The organism is Pandoraea sp. CB10b_02, assembly GCF_002216225.1.
GTDB classification, from domain to species: Bacteria; Pseudomonadota; Gammaproteobacteria; order Burkholderiales; family Burkholderiaceae; genus Pandoraea; species Pandoraea nosoerga.
The window spans coordinates 165530-181786 of record NZ_NJGW02000008.1 but is presented as its reverse complement, the minus strand read 5'-3'; the positions used below and the strand labels follow the sequence as shown (position 1 = coordinate 181786).

Annotated in this window: 14 protein-coding genes; 7 read left to right on the top strand and 7 right to left on the bottom strand. The window is 67.2% G+C overall.

All coding sequences use genetic code 11. The features are described 5' to 3' along the window. Window positions 1-71: 71 nt before the first annotated feature. From CDN36_RS11070 to CDN36_RS11040, 7 genes are all read left to right on the top strand, one after another. Window positions 72-833 carry an outer membrane protein assembly factor BamE gene (locus CDN36_RS11070; RefSeq protein WP_241013675.1) on the top strand — a complete coding sequence of 254 codons (762 nt, stop codon included), beginning with the start codon at window positions 72-74 and terminating at the stop codon, window positions 831-833. A gap of 31 nt (window positions 834-864) precedes the next feature. Further along, window positions 865-1662, top strand: a complete 798-nt coding sequence (gene dapB / locus CDN36_RS11065; RefSeq protein WP_150554858.1) for a 4-hydroxy-tetrahydrodipicolinate reductase — start codon at window positions 865-867, stop codon at window positions 1660-1662. 278 nt (window positions 1663-1940) lie between these two features. Next, a complete protein-coding gene (gene leuS / locus CDN36_RS11060) occupies window positions 1941-4535 on the top strand; it encodes a leucine--tRNA ligase (protein WP_150554796.1) in 2595 nt (864 codons plus the stop codon). 91 nt (window positions 4536-4626) lie between these two features. Then, window positions 4627-5142 carry an LPS-assembly lipoprotein LptE gene (locus CDN36_RS11055; RefSeq protein WP_287496740.1) on the top strand — a complete coding sequence of 172 codons (516 nt, stop codon included), beginning with the start codon at window positions 4627-4629 and terminating at the stop codon, window positions 5140-5142. 8 nt (window positions 5143-5150) lie between these two features. After that, window positions 5151-6230 carry a DNA polymerase III subunit delta gene (gene holA / locus CDN36_RS11050; RefSeq protein WP_287496739.1) on the top strand — a complete coding sequence of 360 codons (1080 nt, stop codon included), beginning with the start codon at window positions 5151-5153 and terminating at the stop codon, window positions 6228-6230. A gap of 218 nt (window positions 6231-6448) precedes the next feature. Continuing rightward, window positions 6449-7717, top strand: coding sequence for a glutamate-5-semialdehyde dehydrogenase (locus CDN36_RS11045; protein WP_287496738.1), 1269 nt, complete (start codon window positions 6449-6451; stop codon window positions 7715-7717). A gap of 9 nt (window positions 7718-7726) precedes the next feature. Next, on the top strand, window positions 7727-8344 hold the full coding sequence (locus CDN36_RS11040; RefSeq protein WP_287496737.1) for a HutD/Ves family protein: 618 nt from the start codon (window positions 7727-7729) through the stop codon (window positions 8342-8344). A 56-nt stretch (window positions 8345-8400) separates the two neighbouring features. Here CDN36_RS11040 and purH read toward each other — a convergent pair whose 3' ends face one another. The 7 genes from purH to CDN36_RS11005 form a co-directional block, all read right to left on the bottom strand. Continuing rightward, entirely contained in the window at window positions 8401-9966 is a 1566-nt protein-coding gene (purH, locus tag CDN36_RS11035; RefSeq protein ID WP_287496736.1) for a bifunctional phosphoribosylaminoimidazolecarboxamide formyltransferase/IMP cyclohydrolase, read from the bottom strand. Window positions 9967-10128: 162 nt separating this feature from the next. Then, on the bottom strand, window positions 10129-10362 hold the full coding sequence (locus CDN36_RS11030) for a Fis family transcriptional regulator (RefSeq protein ID WP_010803993.1): 234 nt from the start codon (window positions 10360-10362) through the stop codon (window positions 10129-10131). Next, window positions 10359-11387, bottom strand: coding sequence for a tRNA dihydrouridine synthase DusB (gene dusB, locus CDN36_RS11025; protein WP_370749877.1), 1029 nt, complete (start codon window positions 11385-11387; stop codon window positions 10359-10361). The genes CDN36_RS11030 and dusB overlap by 4 nt, the downstream gene beginning before the upstream one ends. A gap of 256 nt (window positions 11388-11643) precedes the next feature. After that, complete coding sequence (locus tag CDN36_RS11020; RefSeq protein ID WP_287496735.1) at window positions 11644-13014, bottom strand: UbiH/UbiF/VisC/COQ6 family ubiquinone biosynthesis hydroxylase; 1371 nt, start codon at window positions 13012-13014, stop codon at window positions 11644-11646. Continuing rightward, the gene (locus CDN36_RS11015; protein ID WP_287496734.1) at window positions 13011-14342 is read right to left on the bottom strand and encodes an aminopeptidase P N-terminal domain-containing protein; all 1332 of its coding nucleotides are present in this window, start codon (window positions 14340-14342) and stop codon (window positions 13011-13013) included. The genes CDN36_RS11020 and CDN36_RS11015 overlap by 4 nt, the downstream gene beginning before the upstream one ends. Window positions 14343-14394: 52 nt before the next feature. Continuing rightward, the gene (gene murU, locus CDN36_RS11010) at window positions 14395-15138 is read right to left on the bottom strand and encodes an N-acetylmuramate alpha-1-phosphate uridylyltransferase MurU (protein ID WP_287496771.1); all 744 of its coding nucleotides are present in this window, start codon (window positions 15136-15138) and stop codon (window positions 14395-14397) included. Between the two features lie 19 nt (window positions 15139-15157). Next, a complete protein-coding gene (locus CDN36_RS11005) occupies window positions 15158-16243 on the bottom strand; it encodes an aminoglycoside phosphotransferase family protein (RefSeq protein WP_287496733.1) in 1086 nt (361 codons plus the stop codon). Window positions 16244-16257 lie beyond the last annotated feature (14 nt).

Here is a 16257-nt window from a genome sequence, read left to right as displayed (position 1 = left end):
TCAACAGGGGCGATGTGGCGGCGCGCCGGGCGTGCCGGATCAAGTTCGATTTTTTTGAAAGCGAGTCAGATTTGCGTCGTTATCTCTCCCTTCCGCTTCCCGTCTACGCGGCCGCAGCCCTGCTGGCGCTGGCCGGTTGCTCCACTTACGACAGCGTGACCGACAAGGTGATCGGCGTGGTCACGCCGTACCGCATCAACATCGTGCAGGGTAACTTCGTCTCGAAGGAAGCTTACGACCAGCTCCAGGCCGGCATGACGCGTGACCAGGTGCGTCAGCTGCTCGGCACGCCGCTGCTCACGGACCTGTTCCACGCCAATCGCTGGGACTACGTCTTCTACTTCAAGCGCGGCAATGCGTCGGTGGTGCAGGAGCGCCATCTGAAGGTCTATTTCGATGGGGACTCGCTGGTCCGCTGGGAGGGCGGCGAAAACCTGCCGACGGAATACCAGTTGGTCCAGGAAATCGACGGCCAGAAGGGCAAAGCCGTGAAGACCGAAGCCCCGGCGCCTTCGACCGCCAGTGCGGCGGCCGCCGAGGCTGCCGCACCGTCGCCCGACGCCGCAGCGGCGGCGCCTACGGCCGCCGTGCCGGCCAATACGGGCGTCGCGACGGTTTCCACGGATGCAGCAGCCGCGAACGCCGGCGCCGCTTCGAGCGCCCCGAGCACGCCGAGCACCCAGGCCGCCTCGCAAGCACAGGCGGCTTCGCCGGCTGCCAGCGGCGGTTCCTCCGGCAGCGGCGCCCCGTCCACCGCCACGGCCACCGGCACCGGGATCGTCCCGTCGCCGCGCGTGACTTCGGGCGGCGGTCTGTTCTCGATGCCGAAGTAAGCCGTTGGAAGACGACCAAAGACTCACCATGATGAAGATCGCGATTGCAGGCGCCTCCGGCCGCATGGGCCGGATGCTGATCGAAACCGTGCTGGCCGCCGATGACGCCGAACTGGTCGGCGCGCTCGACCGTGAAGGCAGTCCGGCGCTTGGCGTCGATGCGGGGGCCTTCCTCGGCCGTGACACCGGCGTGAAAATCACCGCGGATCTGGACGCCGCCCTCGCCAACGCCGAATACCTGATCGACTTCACTCGCCCGGAGGGCACGCTCGCCCACCTGGCCGCCGCCGAAAAGCACGGCGTGAAGATGATCATCGGCACGACCGGACTGTCGGACGATGACAAGGCGCGTCTGACCAAGGGCGCCGAACGTGTGGCGATCGTGTTCGCGCCGAACATGAGCGTGGGGGTGAACGCCACCTTCAAACTGCTCGAGGTCGCCGCGAAGATTCTGAATACCGGCTACGACATCGAAATCATCGAGGCCCATCACCGTCACAAGGTCGATGCGCCGTCGGGCACCGCCCTGCGCATGGGCGAAGTGGTGGCCGAAGCCCTGGGCCGCGATCTGAAGGAATGTGCCGTGTACGGCCGCGAGGGCGTGACTGGCGAGCGCGACCCGTCGACGATCGGCTTCGCGACCGTGCGCGGCGGCGATATCGTCGGCGACCACACGGTGCTGTTCGCCGGCATCGGCGAGCGCATCGAAATCACCCACAAGTCGTCGAGCCGTCTGTCTTACGCGCAAGGCTCGCTGCGCGCGGCGCGTTTCCTCGCGCACCACAAGACCGGTCTGTTCGACATGCAGGACGTGCTGGGCCTGCGCTGATCGCCCGAGGTGCCGCAGGCCGCGCCAGTGCAGCGCCTCGGCACCCGCAACCGCTGTCTTCTGGCGGCGTGCACGGCCGCCGTCGATGCCCACGGTTCGGCGCCGATCGCGCCTCGTCAGACGCAAGGTCAAATCCCGCTGCCGCCACGCCGAATCCGCTCCCGGCGGCGTTATAATCATCGTTTTCCCCGGATCTGCCCCGAAACTCCACGCGTGGCGCACGTTTTGCCGCACGCGTCGGGGCCGAAACCGAGCCGAATCCTATTCGCCGACCCATCATGCAAGAAAAATACGTTCCCGCCGACGTCGAAGCCTCCGCCCAGTCACACTGGCAGGCGATCGACGCCTACAAGACCACCGAGCGCGCGGACAAACAGAAATTCTATTGCGTCTCGATGCTGCCGTATCCGTCGGGCAAGCTGCATATGGGGCACGTGCGCAATTACACCATCAATGACGTGATGTACCGCCAGATGCGCATGCGCGGCTACAACGTGCTCATGCCGATGGGCTGGGACGCATTCGGCATGCCGGCGGAGAACGCCGCCATGGCCAACGGCGTGCCGCCGGCCAAGTGGACTTACGACAACATCGAGTACATGAAGAAGCAGATGCAGGCCATGGGCCTGGCGATCGATTGGTCGCGCGAAGTCGCCACCTGTAAGCCGGAGTACTACCGCTGGAACCAGTGGCTGTTCCTGAAGATGCTGGAAAAGGGCGTCGTCTATCTGAAGACGGGCACGGTGAACTGGGATCCGGTCGATCAGACCGTGCTCGCGAACGAGCAGGTGATCGACGGTCGCGGCTGGCGTTCGGGCGCATTGGTCGAAAAGCGCGAAATCCCGATGTACTACATGCGCATTACCGATTACGCCGACGAACTGCTCGGCGACCTGGACGAACTCGGCTGGCCCGAGCGCGTCAAGGTGATGCAGCAGAACTGGATCGGCAAGAGCTTCGGCGTGAACTTCGGCTTCCCATACGAACTGGATGGCGAGCAGAGGCTGCTGCGCGTGTTCACCACGCGTGCCGACACGATCATGGGCGTGACCTTCTGTGCGATCGCTGCCGAGCATCCGCTCGCCACGCGGCTTGCGGCCGACCGCCCGGATCTGCAGGCCTTCATCGCCGAATGCAAGCAAGGGGGCGTGGCCGAGGCCGACATCGCCACGATGGAAAAGAAGGGCATGCCCACGGGCTTTTTCGTCACGCATCCACTCACCGGCGACAAGGTCGAGGTGTGGATCGGCAACTACGTGCTGATGGGATACGGCGAAGGCGCCGTGATGGGCGTGCCGGCCCACGACGAGCGTGACTTTGCGTTCGCCCGCAAGTACGGCCTGCCGATCCGGCAGGTCGTGGCCGTGCCGGGCGAGACGTATTCCACCGACGCCTGGCAGGCGTGGTATGGCGACAAGGAAGCGGGCACGCTGATCAATAGCGGCAAGTACGACGGGCTGAACTTCTCGGCCGCCGTCGATGCCATTGCGGCCGACCTCAAGGCGCAGGGCGTCGGTGACAAGCAAGTCACGTTCCGCCTTCGCGACTGGGGCATTTCGCGCCAGCGCTACTGGGGCACCCCCATCCCGATCATCCACTGCGAATCTTGCGGCGCCGTGCCTGTGCCGGAGAAGGACCTGCCGGTGGTGCTGCCCGAAGATCTCGTGCCGGACGGCACCGGCAACCCGCTCGCGAAGTCGGAGGCGTTCCTCAAGTGCGACTGCCCGAAGTGCGGCAAGCCGGCGCGCCGTGAGACGGACACGATGGACACGTTCGTGGATTCGTCGTGGTACTTCTCGCGCTATGCCTGTCCGGACGCCGACAAGATGGTCGACGAGCGCACCGACTACTGGATGCCGATGGACCAATACATCGGCGGCATCGAACACGCGATCCTGCACCTGCTGTACTCGCGGTTCTGGACGAAGGTCATGCGTGACCTGGGCCTGGTGAGCTTCAAGGAGCCGGCGCAGAACCTGCTCACGCAGGGCATGGTGCTCAACGAGACGTATTTCCGTGAGGATGCCTCGGGCAAGAAGACCTGGTTCAACCCGCTCGATGTGCAGGTGCAGTTCGACGACAAGGGCCGCCCGGTCGCCGCCACTGCGAAGGCCGACGGCGCGCGCGTCGCGCTCGGCGGCATCGAGAAGATGTCGAAGTCGAAGAACAACGGCGTGGATCCGCAGTCGCTGATCGATCAGTACGGCGCCGATACCGCCCGCCTGTTCGTGATGTTCGCCGCCCCGCCCGAGCAACAGCTCGAGTGGTCGGGCGCGGGCGTGGAAGGGGCGAGCCGCTTCCTGCGCCGTCTGTGGGGCTTCGGTCAGTCGCATGCGGCGTTGCTGCGTCAGGCGCACGCCGCCATCGACGCGGCAAGCCCGGCGGCCCAGGCGCTGCGCCGCGAGATTCACAGTGTGCTCAAACAGGCCAATTACGATTACCAGCGCGTGCAGTACAACACGGTGGTCTCGGCGGCGATGAAGATGCTCAACGCCATCGAGGGCGACAAGGGCGCGGCCGGGGCCGGCGCGCTGCGCGAGTGCTACGGCATTCTGCTGCGCGTGCTGTACCCGGTCGTGCCGCACATCACGCACGCGCTGTGGGTGGAGCTCGGCTACGCCTCGCAGATGGGCGACCTGCTCGACGCCGCATGGCCGCAGGTCGACGAGGCCGCCCTCGTGCAGGACGAGATCGAACTCGTGCTGCAGGTGGCCGGCAAAGTGCGCGGCGCGGTCCGCGTGGCGAAGGACGCCTCGCGCGAGGCTATCGAGCAGGCGGCGCTCGCGCACGAAATGACGGCGAAGTTCGGCGAGGGCAAACCGGTGAAGAAGGTCATCGTCGTGCCGGGCCGTCTGGTGAACGTGGTGGTCTGAAGCGGCGCCGTCCGTCGGCGGCCGATGAATGGGTAACGTTTGGAAGAGGGCACATCACGTGCAAATGACATCCGGGCAACGAGGCGTCGGCATGGCGCGCAGGATCTTCGGCTGGGTTGCGCTGTTGGGCTGCGCCCTGGCGCTGTCCGCCTGCGGCTTCCAGTTGCGAGGCGCCAGCGAGTATGCGTTCAAGCGGCTGTACATCTCGGGCGGCGGCCAGATGGCCACCGACATCTCGCGTTATATCCGCTATGGCAGCAAGGGGACGATCGTGGTCACCGAGCCGAAGGACGCGGACGCGCGTCTCGAGATCGTGAATGCCTCGTCTTCGCGCACGGCGGTGAGCCTCGATGCGAATGGACAGGCGCGCGAGTACGAGATGCGCAACACTTATACGTTCCAACTCGTCACGCCCGACGGCACGCCGATCATTCCCTTGAGCACCATCCGTCTCACCCGCAACCTGCCGTACAGCGACAACGAGTCGAGTGCACGCGATGCGGAAGCCGCGCTGCTCAGCCGCGACATGCAGAAGGACGCCGTCGACCAGATCATTCGCCGCATGGAGGCTGTGAAGGCCATGCCGGAGAAGAAGCCGGACCTGTAAGCACGCTCATGCAACTGCGTCCCGACGCGCTTGACGCGCACCTCGCCAAGACCCTCTCGCCGATCTACACGATCTACGGCGATGAGAGCCTGCTCGTGCAGGAGGCGGTCGATCGCGTGCGTGCGGCGGCGCGCGCGGGCGGTTTTACCGAGCGCGACGTGCTCAGCGTCGAGCGCAGTTTCGACTGGGGTACGCTTGCCAACGCAGGGCAGTCGATGTCGCTGTTCGGTGACCGCAAGCTCATCGAGCTGCGCATTCCGGGCGGCAAGCCGGGCAAGGACGGCGGGGCGGCGCTCAAGGCGCATGCCGAGGCGGCCTGCGGCGACGTGCTCACCATCATCACCCTGCCGCGCCTCGACGCCACGGCGACCAAATCCGATTGGTTCGCCGCGCTCGATCGGGCGGGCGTGACCGTCAAGGTCGATCCGGTCGATCGCAACCGCCTGCCTGACTGGATCGCGCAACGTCTCGCGGCGCAAGGACAGCGCGTCGAAGCGGGCGAGCCGGGACGCCGCGTGTTGCAGTTCATTGCCGAGCGCGTGGAAGGCAACCTGCTCGCCGCGCACCAGGAAATCCAGAAGCTCGGCCTGTTGTATCCGGAGGGTGTTCTCACGTTCGACCAGGTGCAGGACGCTGTGCTCAACGTGGCGCGTTACGACGTCTTCAAGCTCAGCGAAGCGGTGCTGGCCGGCGACGCCCCGCGTCTCGTGCGCATGCTCGACGGCTTGCGCGGCGAGGGCGAAGCCGCCCCGCTCGTCCTGTGGGCGTTGACCGAAGAGGTCCGCACACTGGCCAAGATCACGCGCGGGATGGCTGCCGGCAAGCCGCTGCCAATGCTTCTGCGCGAATACCGCGTGTGGGGGCCGCGCGAGCGCCTGATGGAGCAGGCCGCGAACCGCGTCACGCCGACGCGGCTCGCACAGGCGTTGCAACTCGCCGCGCGGCTGGACCGGCAGGTCAAGGGACTGCGCGCCGATGGGCTGCCTGGCGACCCGTGGGACGGCATGCTGCAGCTCGCGCTACTGCTCGTAGGCGAGCGACCGCCGATGGCGCGCTCCGCACGTGCAGCTCACCCAGTGCACGCGTAGAACGCGCCCGACCCCGCCAATGCCGGCTCGACACCTCCCGAGGTGCGGGAGCGGCGCCAGCAAAGCTACCGCAATTGACGGACAATCTGGCGCATGACCGGCGAGACTTCGTGCAGCGTCTTTCCAGGAACCGCGGAAGGCGCCGCCATCGACAGCCAACAGCACGCCGCGCGAGTACCGAGCGATTCGCCGGCAAAAGAGACGGCCACACCGACGATATGGATATCAAAGCCTACATGCAGTCACTGGGCCAGCGCGCCCGTGACGCCTCGCGCGCGATGGCGCGTGCCGACACCGCAGCCAAGAACCGGGCCCTGTTGGCCATCGCCGACGCGATCGAGCGCGACGGCGCGAAGTTGCAGGAAGTGAATCGCCGCGACCTCGAGCGTGCTCGCACCAACGGTCAGGATGCGGCCTTCATTGACCGCCTGACCCTATCCGACAAGGCGTTGCGCACGATGGTCGAGGGTCTGCGCCAGATCGCGGGGCTGTCCGACCCCATCGGCGAGATCAGCAACGTGCGCGTGCAGCCGAGCGGTATTCAGGTCGGCCAGATGCGGGTGCCGCTGGGCGTGATCGGCATCATTTACGAATCGCGTCCGAACGTGACCATCGACGCCGCGGCGTTGTGCCTGAAATCCGGCAACGCGACCATTCTGCGCGGCGGCTCGGAGGCGATCGAAAGCAACACGGCGCTGGCCGCGCTCATTGCCGAAGCCCTGGCCGCCAGCGGGCTGCCGGGCGACGCCGTGCAGGTCGTGAACACGCCGGATCGCGCGGCGGTCGGCGAACTCATCACGATGACCGAGTATGTCGACGTGATCGTGCCGCGCGGCGGCAAGAGCCTGATCGCACGCTTGATGCAGGACGCCCGCGTGCCGATGATCAAGCACCTCGACGGTATCTGCCACGTCTACGTCGACGGCCGTGCCGATCCCGCGAAGGCGCTGGCGATCTGCGAAAACGCCAAGACCCACCGCTACGGCACGTGCAACACGATGGAGACGCTGCTCGTCGATCGGCAGGCCATCGACCAGCTGCCAGCCATTGCGCGCATGCTCCAGGGCAAGCAGGTGGAGTTGCGCGGCTGCGAGCGCACGGTGGCGGCGCTGGCCGAGGCTGGCGTGACCGGCGTCGCAGCGGCGACCGAAGAGGACTGGTCGACCGAATATCTGGCGCCCGTGCTGGCGATCAAGATCGTCGACGGTCTGGCCGCTGCCATCGAACACATCAACCGCTACGGGTCGCACCACACCGATGCGATCGTCAGCGAGGACTACAGCGCGGCGATGCGATTCCTGCGCGAAGTGGATTCGGCCAGCGTGATGATCAACGCGAGCACGCGCTTTGCGGACGGCTTCGAGTTCGGTCTGGGCGCCGAGATCGGCATTTCGAACGACAAGCTGCACGCACGCGGCCCGGTCGGCCTCGAGGGGCTGACGAGCATGAAGTACGTCGTGTTCGGACACGGCGAAGTTCGCAAGTAAGCAGGCGTCATGAAGCATCGACTGCTCGGCCCGGCCGATTTTCTGAAGATGCCATGGAAGAACGGCCAGGGCGTGACCACGGAGCTGGCGGTCGCGCGCCGCGCGGGCGAGGACGGCTTCGATTGGCGTATCAGCACGGCGACCGTGGCGGCGCCCGGGCCGTTCTCCGAATTCCCGGGCATCGACCGTTCGCTTGCGATCATTCGCGGCGGTACGCTTGCGCTCGAAGTGGAAGGGCGCCCGGGCGTCACGCTCGGCACGCACACGCCGCCCTACGCCTTCGGCGGCGAGCTTGCGGTAAGCAGCACGCCGGCCCTGGACGTCGACGGCGTGCCCATCGACGACTTCAACGTCATGACGCGGCGCGACCGTTGGCAGCACACGCTGACGCAGCACCGCCTCGAGGGGCAACCGTTGTCCTGGGCCTTGCCGGCGCAAGCCGAGGCCGTCGCGTTTCTCTACTGCGCGGATGGCGAGGTGGACGTGCAGTTCGGCGACGGCCATCGCGTGATGGTGCCGGCCGGCCACGGGCTGCGTATCGATCCCCAGGGCGTGCCGGTGTCGTGCGAATTGCGGGCCGGGACCGACGCGGCAGACGTTTTCCTCACGACGCTGACGCGTCGCTAAGGTTGTCACGGCGAAGGCGGCGCGTCCGGCGCCGCCTTGCCAGCGCTCAGTGGCGCTCAGTGGCGGAAGTGACGCGTGCCGGTCATCAGCATGGCGACGTTGCGCTCGTCGGCGGCGGCAATGACTTCGTCGTCGCGCATCGAGCCGCCCGGGTGAATCACGCAGGTCGCGCCGGCGTCGACCACCACGTCGAGACCGTCACGGAACGGGAAGAAGGCGTCCGACGCGACGGCGGAGCCATTCAGCGACAGGCCGGCGTTCTGCGCCTTGATGCTGGCGATGCGGGCCGAGTCGACGCGGCTCATCTGGCCGGCGCCCACGCCCAGCGTCATGCCGCCGGCGCAGAACACGATGGCGTTCGACTTCACGTACTTCGCCACGCGCCACGCGAACAGCAGATCTTCCATTTCCTTCGGCGTCGGATGGCGCTTGGTCACCACGCGCAGCTCATGCGGCGCCACGTTCTTCGCATCCGGCGACTGGACGAGCAGGCCGCCGCCCACGCGCTTGAAGTCGTACTGGTTCACGCCGTCGCCCAGCGGCACTTCGAGCAGACGCACGTTCTGCTTGGCGGCGAACACCTGCTTGGCGCCATCCGTGAACGACGGGGCGAGCAGCACCTCCACGAATTGCTTGGCAACGGCTTGTGCCGCGGCTTCGTCGACTTCGCGGTTGAACGCGATGATGCCGCCGAAGGCCGACGTCGGATCCGTCTGGAACGCCTTCGCGTAGGCTTCGGCCGGCGAGGCGGCCACGGCCACGCCGCACGGGTTCGCGTGCTTGATGATCACGCAGGCCGGCGCATCGAACGTCTTCACGCACTCCCAGGCAGCGTCGGCATCGGCAATGTTGTTGTACGACAGTTCCTTGCCCTGGAGCTGACGATAGTTCGCGAGCGAGCCGGCCGGCGCGGTGATGTCGCGATAGAACGCGGCGCTCTGGTGCGGGTTTTCGCCGTAACGCATGTCCTGCACCTTCGTGTAGGCGAGGTTCAGCGTGGCCGGGTAGGTCGCGCGCTCGTCGTGACGCAGCGATTCGCCCAGGCTCGTGAGGTAGTTCGTGATCGCGCCGTCGTACTGCGCGGTGTGCGCGAACACCTTCGTGGCGAGGCGGAAGTTCGTGGCGTAGCCGACCGTGTTGTTGTTCGCCTTCATCTCTTCGAGCACGACGGCGTAGTCGGCCGGATCGACGATGACCGTCACGTCGCGATGGTTCTTCGCGGCCGAGCGCAGCATCGTGGGGCCGCCGATGTCGATGTTCTCGATGGCGTCTTCCAGCGAGCAGTCGTCCCGGGCGATCGTCTGCACGAACGGATAGAGGTTCACGACCAGCAGGTCGATGGTCGGGATGCCGTGCTTGTCGAGCGCGGCCATGTGCTCGGGCAGGTCGCGGCGGGCAAGGATGCCGCCGTGCACTTTCGGATGCAGCGTCTTCACGCGCCCGTCGAGCATTTCCGGAAAGCCGGTGTAATCGGCCACTTCGGTCACCTTCAGGCCGGCGTCGGCCAGCAGCTTGGCGGTGCCGCCGGTGGAGAGGATCGACACGCCCTGCGCAGCGAGCGACTTCGCGAAGTCGACGATGCCGGTCTTGTCGGAGACGGAAATGAGAGCTTGCTTAATCATGACGGACGGTAGTGAAACGGCAAAAACGGAGCGGTTGGGCGAAGGGGCGGGCGTGATCCGGAAGACGCCATGGTGACGAGATCCCGACTGCGGCGCGCCCCGCGACGGGGCTGACGGGCGACGGCGCGCGGATTGCGCGGGCCGCCCGTTCTCGCGCAACGGCTAGAGCAGACCGTGCTGCTGCAACTTCTTGCGCAGCGTATTGCGGTTGATCCCCAGATATTCAGCGGCGAGCGACTGGTTGCCGTCGGCCTTGCCGAGCACGAACTCGAGCAGCGGTTTTTCAACGACCGAAACGACCATGTCGTAGACATCGTGTGGCCGTGCGCCGTCCAGATCGCGGAAATACGAATCCAGACTGTCGCGCACGCATTGTTCTATGTTTGTTTTGCTCATGCGGCTAATAGCTCCCTCGGCGATTCTTGTTCATAGCAGAGGCGGTCCGAGTGCGCCTTCTGCTGTTCGAAAAACTCGTTGACCGCGGCCAACTGTTCCTGCGTGGTGTCGAGCGTATTCATGCGCTGGCGGAACGCGGCTGCCCCCGGCAGGCCGCGCGAATACCATGCGATATGCTTGCGCGCGGTGCGCACACCCGTGTACTCCCCGTAGAACTCGTAATGGTCCTCCAGGTGTTCGTTCATGATCTGCTGGATCTCGTCGACGCGCGGCGGCAGCGCGATCTCGCCCGTGGCGAGAAACAACTCGATGTCGCGAAACAGCCAGGGCCGGCCCTGCGCGGCGCGCCCGATCATGATCGCGTCAGCGCCGGTCACGTCCAGCACGTGCTTCGCCTTGTGCGCCGACGTGATGTCGCCGTTGGCCACCACCGGAATCCGGACGGCAGCCTTGACGGCGGCGATGGTCTCGTACTCGGCGTCGCCGTGATACAGGTCGGCGCGCGTGCGGCCGTGCACGGTGAGCATGCTGATGCCGCAGTCTTCGGCAATGCGCGCGACCGTCAACGCGTTCCTGTGTTCGCGGTCCCAGCCGGTGCGGATCTTGAGCGTGACGGGCACCACGTCGCCCACGGCGCCCACCACGGCCGACACGATGCGGGCGACGAGGGGTTCGTTCTGCAGCAGGGCGGAGCCCGCGGCGACGTTGCAGACCTTCTTGGCCGGGCAGCCCATGTTGATGTCGATGATCTGAGCGCCGCGCTCGACGTTGTAGCGGGCGGCCTCGGCCATCATGACCGGATCGGCGCCGGCAATCTGCACGGCGATCGGGGCGACCTCGCCGGCGTGGTTCGCACGGCGCATCGTCTTCTCGCTTTTCCAGAGTTGCGCGTTCGACGCCACCATCTCCGAGACGGCATAGCCCGCGCCGAGTCGTTTGCACAACTGGCGGAACGGCCGATCCGTCACGCCCGCCATGGGAGCGACGAACAGGTTGTTGCGAAGTTCGTGAGGGCCAATACGCACGATGAAGGGAAAAGCCGGGAAAAAGTTTGTATTTTACTGCGAAAACCTGCCCCCGTCGCCTAAAAAATGAGCAAAAACGCTCGGGAGCGAGAGGGGGAAACGGAGCGATGGTGCGGGAGGCGGGGAGCGGCTTCGGAGAGTGCTTGCGGGGCGGGCGAGGGGACCTGGGGAATCCGAGGCGCCCGGAAAAACCGCGAGGCCGTGACAGCACGGCGTCGTAACCGGGACTTCGGAACTCAGTGGAATTCAGTGCAGCTCAGCCGCGCTGGCCGAACATCATTTGCCGGGCGAAGGCGGTCTTGAGCGGCGGCACGAGGTCCAGGCCGGCCAGCGCCACGCCGCGCAGGAGCGCGACGGGTGTGGCGTCGATGCCGAAAACGCGGGGCAGGAGGTCCGTGATGCGGATCGTGAGGCCGCGATCGGCGCGGCGCCGGCGGGCAAAGGCGGCGAGGGCGGCAGGGCCGGGAACGCCCGCGGCGCGCGTGGGTGCGATCGCATCGATCGCGGTGCGCGCGGCAGATGGTGCCATCGCCCGTGCGTGCCGCACGAGCGTGTCGGCCAAATCGAACGCGTCGCGCAGGCCCAGGTTGAGGCCCTGCCCTGCCACGGGGTGAAGCGTCTGCGCGGCGTTGCCGATGGCGCAGACGCGGCCGTCCACGATGTTGCCGAGGGCGTTCAGGCCGAGCGGGAAGCTCGCGCGGGCGCTGATCGATGTGAAGCGTCCCATGCGATCGCCGAAGGCGGCGTGCAACTCGTCGAGGAGTGCAACGTCGCCGAGCTCGCGACGGCGCCTGGCTTGCGCGTGCGTGCAGCACCAGACCAGCGCGTAACCGTGCTCCTGCGGCAAAAGCGCGAGCGGACCCTCGGGCGTGAAGCGTTCCCACGCCCAGCCGGGGCGCGGGCGCTCGCAGGTGACGAATGCCACGAGCGCCGTCTGACCGTAGTCGCGTGCGCGCGGCCGGGTCGCCTGACTCTCGAAGAGGCCGCCCTCGGCATTGATGGCCAGTGCAGCTTGCAGCGTCTGGGCGTGATCGTCCGAGGACGTGCCGAGCGTGAGCGTGACGCCATGCGCATCCTGACGAAGGGCGATGGCGCGATACGGGCGGAAATGATGCAGGCCGGCAGGGGAGTCCGGGACCGATGCCGGCGCCGAAGGCGTGTGCTCGAAACGGGTCGTGACCCGGGCCATTGCGGCATCCAGCGCGCGCATGAGCGCGCCGTAGCGCACGACGTAACCGAGCGCCGGGACCCCGTGCTCGGCGACGTCGATCTCCGTGCTGCCGAAGCGGCGCGCCTGCGAGACGTGAATGTGGCGGATCGGCGTGCTCTCGAGCCCGTTCGCCTGCGGCCATGCGCCGGCACGCGCCAGGATCTCGCGGCTGCCGTGCGAGAGCGCCAGCGTGCGCGGGTCGTCGTATCCCGTTTGCGGGCCGCGCGCGTCCACCAGCGCGACGCGCAATTGCGGCGCGCGCTGCGCGAGCAGCAGCGCCAGGGTCGTGCCGACCGGCCCCGCGCCGATGATCGCCAGATCGAAACGGCGGCCGGGCGCGAGCGGCGCGGCGGGGGCCGCGCCGGCCTCGTCGACGCGAGGCGCAATGGAAGCGTCGGGGGGCTGCGTGCCGATCATCCGCGCATCAATGCTTCGATTTCGTCGGCATCCACCGGCACGCCGCGCGTGAGCAACGTGCAGCCCGCCGCGGTGACGACCGCGTCGTCCTCGATACGAATGCCGATGTTCCAGTAGCGTTCGTCGATGTCCGGCGCGGGGCGCACGTAAATGCCCGGCTCGATCGTCGTGACCATGTTCGCGGCCAGCGTGCGCCACGGACGCTCGCCGTTCGGGCCGTCTTCGCGGTACTCGCCGGCGTCGTGCACGTCCATGCCGATCCAGTGGCCGGTGCGGTGCATGTAGAAGCGGCTGTAAGCCTTGGCGGCAATCACGTCGTCGAGCGTGCCGACGGCGTCGCGCTTGAGCAGCCCCGTGTCGAGCATGCCCTGCGCCAGCACGCGCACCGCGGCTTCGTGCGGCGCGTCGAACGGCACGCCCGCGCGCGTCGCCTCGATGGCGGCCTGCTGCGAGGCGAGCACGATGTCGTAGAGTTCGCGCTGCGCCGGTGTGAACCTGCCGTTGACCGGGAAGGTGCGGGTGATGTCCGACGCGTACCCGTCGAGCTCGCAGGCCGCATCGATCAGACACAGGTCGCCGTCGCGCAGCTGCGCATCGCCCGCGCGGTAGTGCAGCACCGTCGCGTTAGCGCCGGTGGCGACGATCGAACCGTAGGCGGGAAACTGCGAACCGTTGCGACGGAACTCGTACAGCAGTTCCGCTTCGAGATGGTATTCGCGCAGGCCCGGGCGCGACGCCTTCATCGCACGTATGTGGGCGTCGGCCGAAATCTTGCCGGCGCGCGCCATGATGTCGAGCTCGCTTTGATCCTTCACGAGACGCATCTCGTCGAGGATCCTGCGAACGTCGTGCGCGGCCGACGGGGCCGACACGCCCGAGCGGCTCTGCGCGCGAACGGCATTGAGCCAGTGGCGCACCTGACGGTCCTGCTGGGCCGATGCCCCGAGCGCGTAGTACAGCGCCGGAGCGTCGGCGAGCAGTTGCGGCATGCGCGTATCGATCTCGTCGATGGGATAGGCAGCGTCGAAGCCGAACGCCTCACGCGCGGCGTCCGGGCCGAAGCGATAGCCGTCCCAGATTTCGCGCTCCTCGCTCTTCGCGCGGCAGAACAGGATCGAGTGGCCCGTGCGGCTGTCGAGCACGACGACCGCTTCGGGCTCCGTGAACCCGGACAGGTAATAGAAATAGCTGTCGTGGCGATACGGATAGTCGCTGTCCCGGTTGCGCGGCACTTCCGGCGCCGTCGGGACGATGGCCACGCCACCGCCGGCCTTGCGCATCTGTTCGATGACCCGCTCTCGGCGGGCGCGGTACGGGGATTCGGACATCGCGGGCTCCATTTCTGTCGATTCGGTCGATTTCGAGTGCATTGAAGCGATTTTACTGCCGGGCGCGCCCTGATGCGCGGCTGCGCCCGCTTGCCAGGACGGCGGCGTTCAGCGCCTCGAGTTGCGCCGGTGTGCCAACGTTCTCCCAGGCGCCGTCGAAACGCTCGCCGCTCGCGCGCCCCTCGGCGATCGCGCGGCGATAGACCGGCGTGAGCGCCATGCGCGTGCCCGCGGCAATGCCGTCGAACAGACGCAGGTCGTACAGCGCGATGTTGCCGAACGTGAGTGCCGTGCTGCCCGCCGGCGCCGCGTCGGGCAGGTGCAGTCGCCCCGCGGCGTCGAGCGCGAAGTCGCCCGCCGGATGAAACGGCGGGTTCGGCACCATCACCAGATGCATGCCGGGCGACGGCTGCGCGGCCAGGCGCTCGGCGTGTGCGCGCAGCGCGCCGTAGTCGAATGCCGTGAAGATGTCGCCCGAGACGGCGAGGAAGACGTTGCCCGCCCCTTCGAGCAGCGGGCGCGCCTGGACGATGCCGCCCGCGGTCTCGAGCGCCTCGCCTTCGGCCGAGTAGGCGAGCCGCACGCCAAAGGCGGCGCCGTCGCCGAGCGCGGCTTCGATCTGAGCACCGAGCCAGGCGTGATTGATGACGATATCCGTGAAGCCGGCGCGCGCGAGCGCTTCGATCTGCCAGACCACGATAGGCTTGCCGGCGACGGGCAGCAGCGGCTTGGGGGTGAGGTCCGTGAGCGGACGCATGCGCTCGCCGCGTCCGGCCGCGAAGATCATCGCCTTCATGGCGCTCATGCGGCGCGCCTCAGAACGTATAGCCGACACTGGCCTGCTCGCCGGTCAGCGTGTCGAGCAACTGCGCGAGAGGGCGCAGCGGCGTGTAGCGGTCGGCGACCTTGCGCGCGTAGCGCAAGAAGCGCGGCGTGTCGGCCAGGTAGCGCGGCTTGCCGTCGCGGTAGTTGATGCGCGCGAAGATGCCCAGCACCTTCAGGTGGCGCTGCAGCCCCATCCATTCGGCCTGGCGATAGAACTCGCCGAAGTCCGCGTCGACCGGCAGACCGGCCTTGCGCGCGCGTTCCCAGTAGTACACGAGCCAGTCGAGCTCGCGCTCTTCGTCCCAGCTCAGGAACGCGTCGCGCACGAGCGAGATGGCGTCGTAGGTGAGCGGCCCGTAGACGGCGTCCTGAAAGTCCAGAATGCCCGGTCCCGGCGCGCCGGGCAGACCCGGCATGAGGTTGCGCGGCATGTAGTCGCGGTGTACGAACACCTTCGGCTGCGCCAGCGCGTTGTCGATCAGCAACTGGTTGATGCGCTCGAGCGTGGCGCGCTGCTGCGCCGTGAGTTCGGTCTTCAGGTGCTTGCCCACGTACCAGTCCGGGAACAGGTCGAGCTCGCGCCTGAGCAGCGCCGCGTCGTAGGGCGGCAGCACGTCCGGGCGGGAACTCTTCTGCCAGACGACCAGCGCGTCGATGGCCTCGCGCATCAGCGTGCGGGCGTTGTCGTCATTGAGCACGTCGAGATAAGTGCGGTTACCGAGGTCGGTGAGCAGCAAAAAGCCTTGTGCGAGATCCTCGGCCAGCACCCTGGGGGCTTGCAGGCCTGCTTCGTCAAGCAATTGCGCGACGTGGACGAACGGACGGCAATCTTCCTGGGGCGGCGGGGCGTCCATCACGATCAGGGTCGGATGTGCCGGGTCGCGGCTGCCGATGCGGAAGTAGCGCCGGAAGCTCGCGTCGCTCGAGGCCGGCGCCCACTGCGCAAGGTCGAGCGAGAACGGTTCGGCCACGCCGGCTAGCCAGTTGCCGAGGGCCTGAAGACGGGGATCGGTGGTGCCGGAGAGCGAGTGGGAAGCGCCGGAAACGCTCGCGCGAGCGGAGGGGTGTGCGGTCATGATGAGGGCCGTAA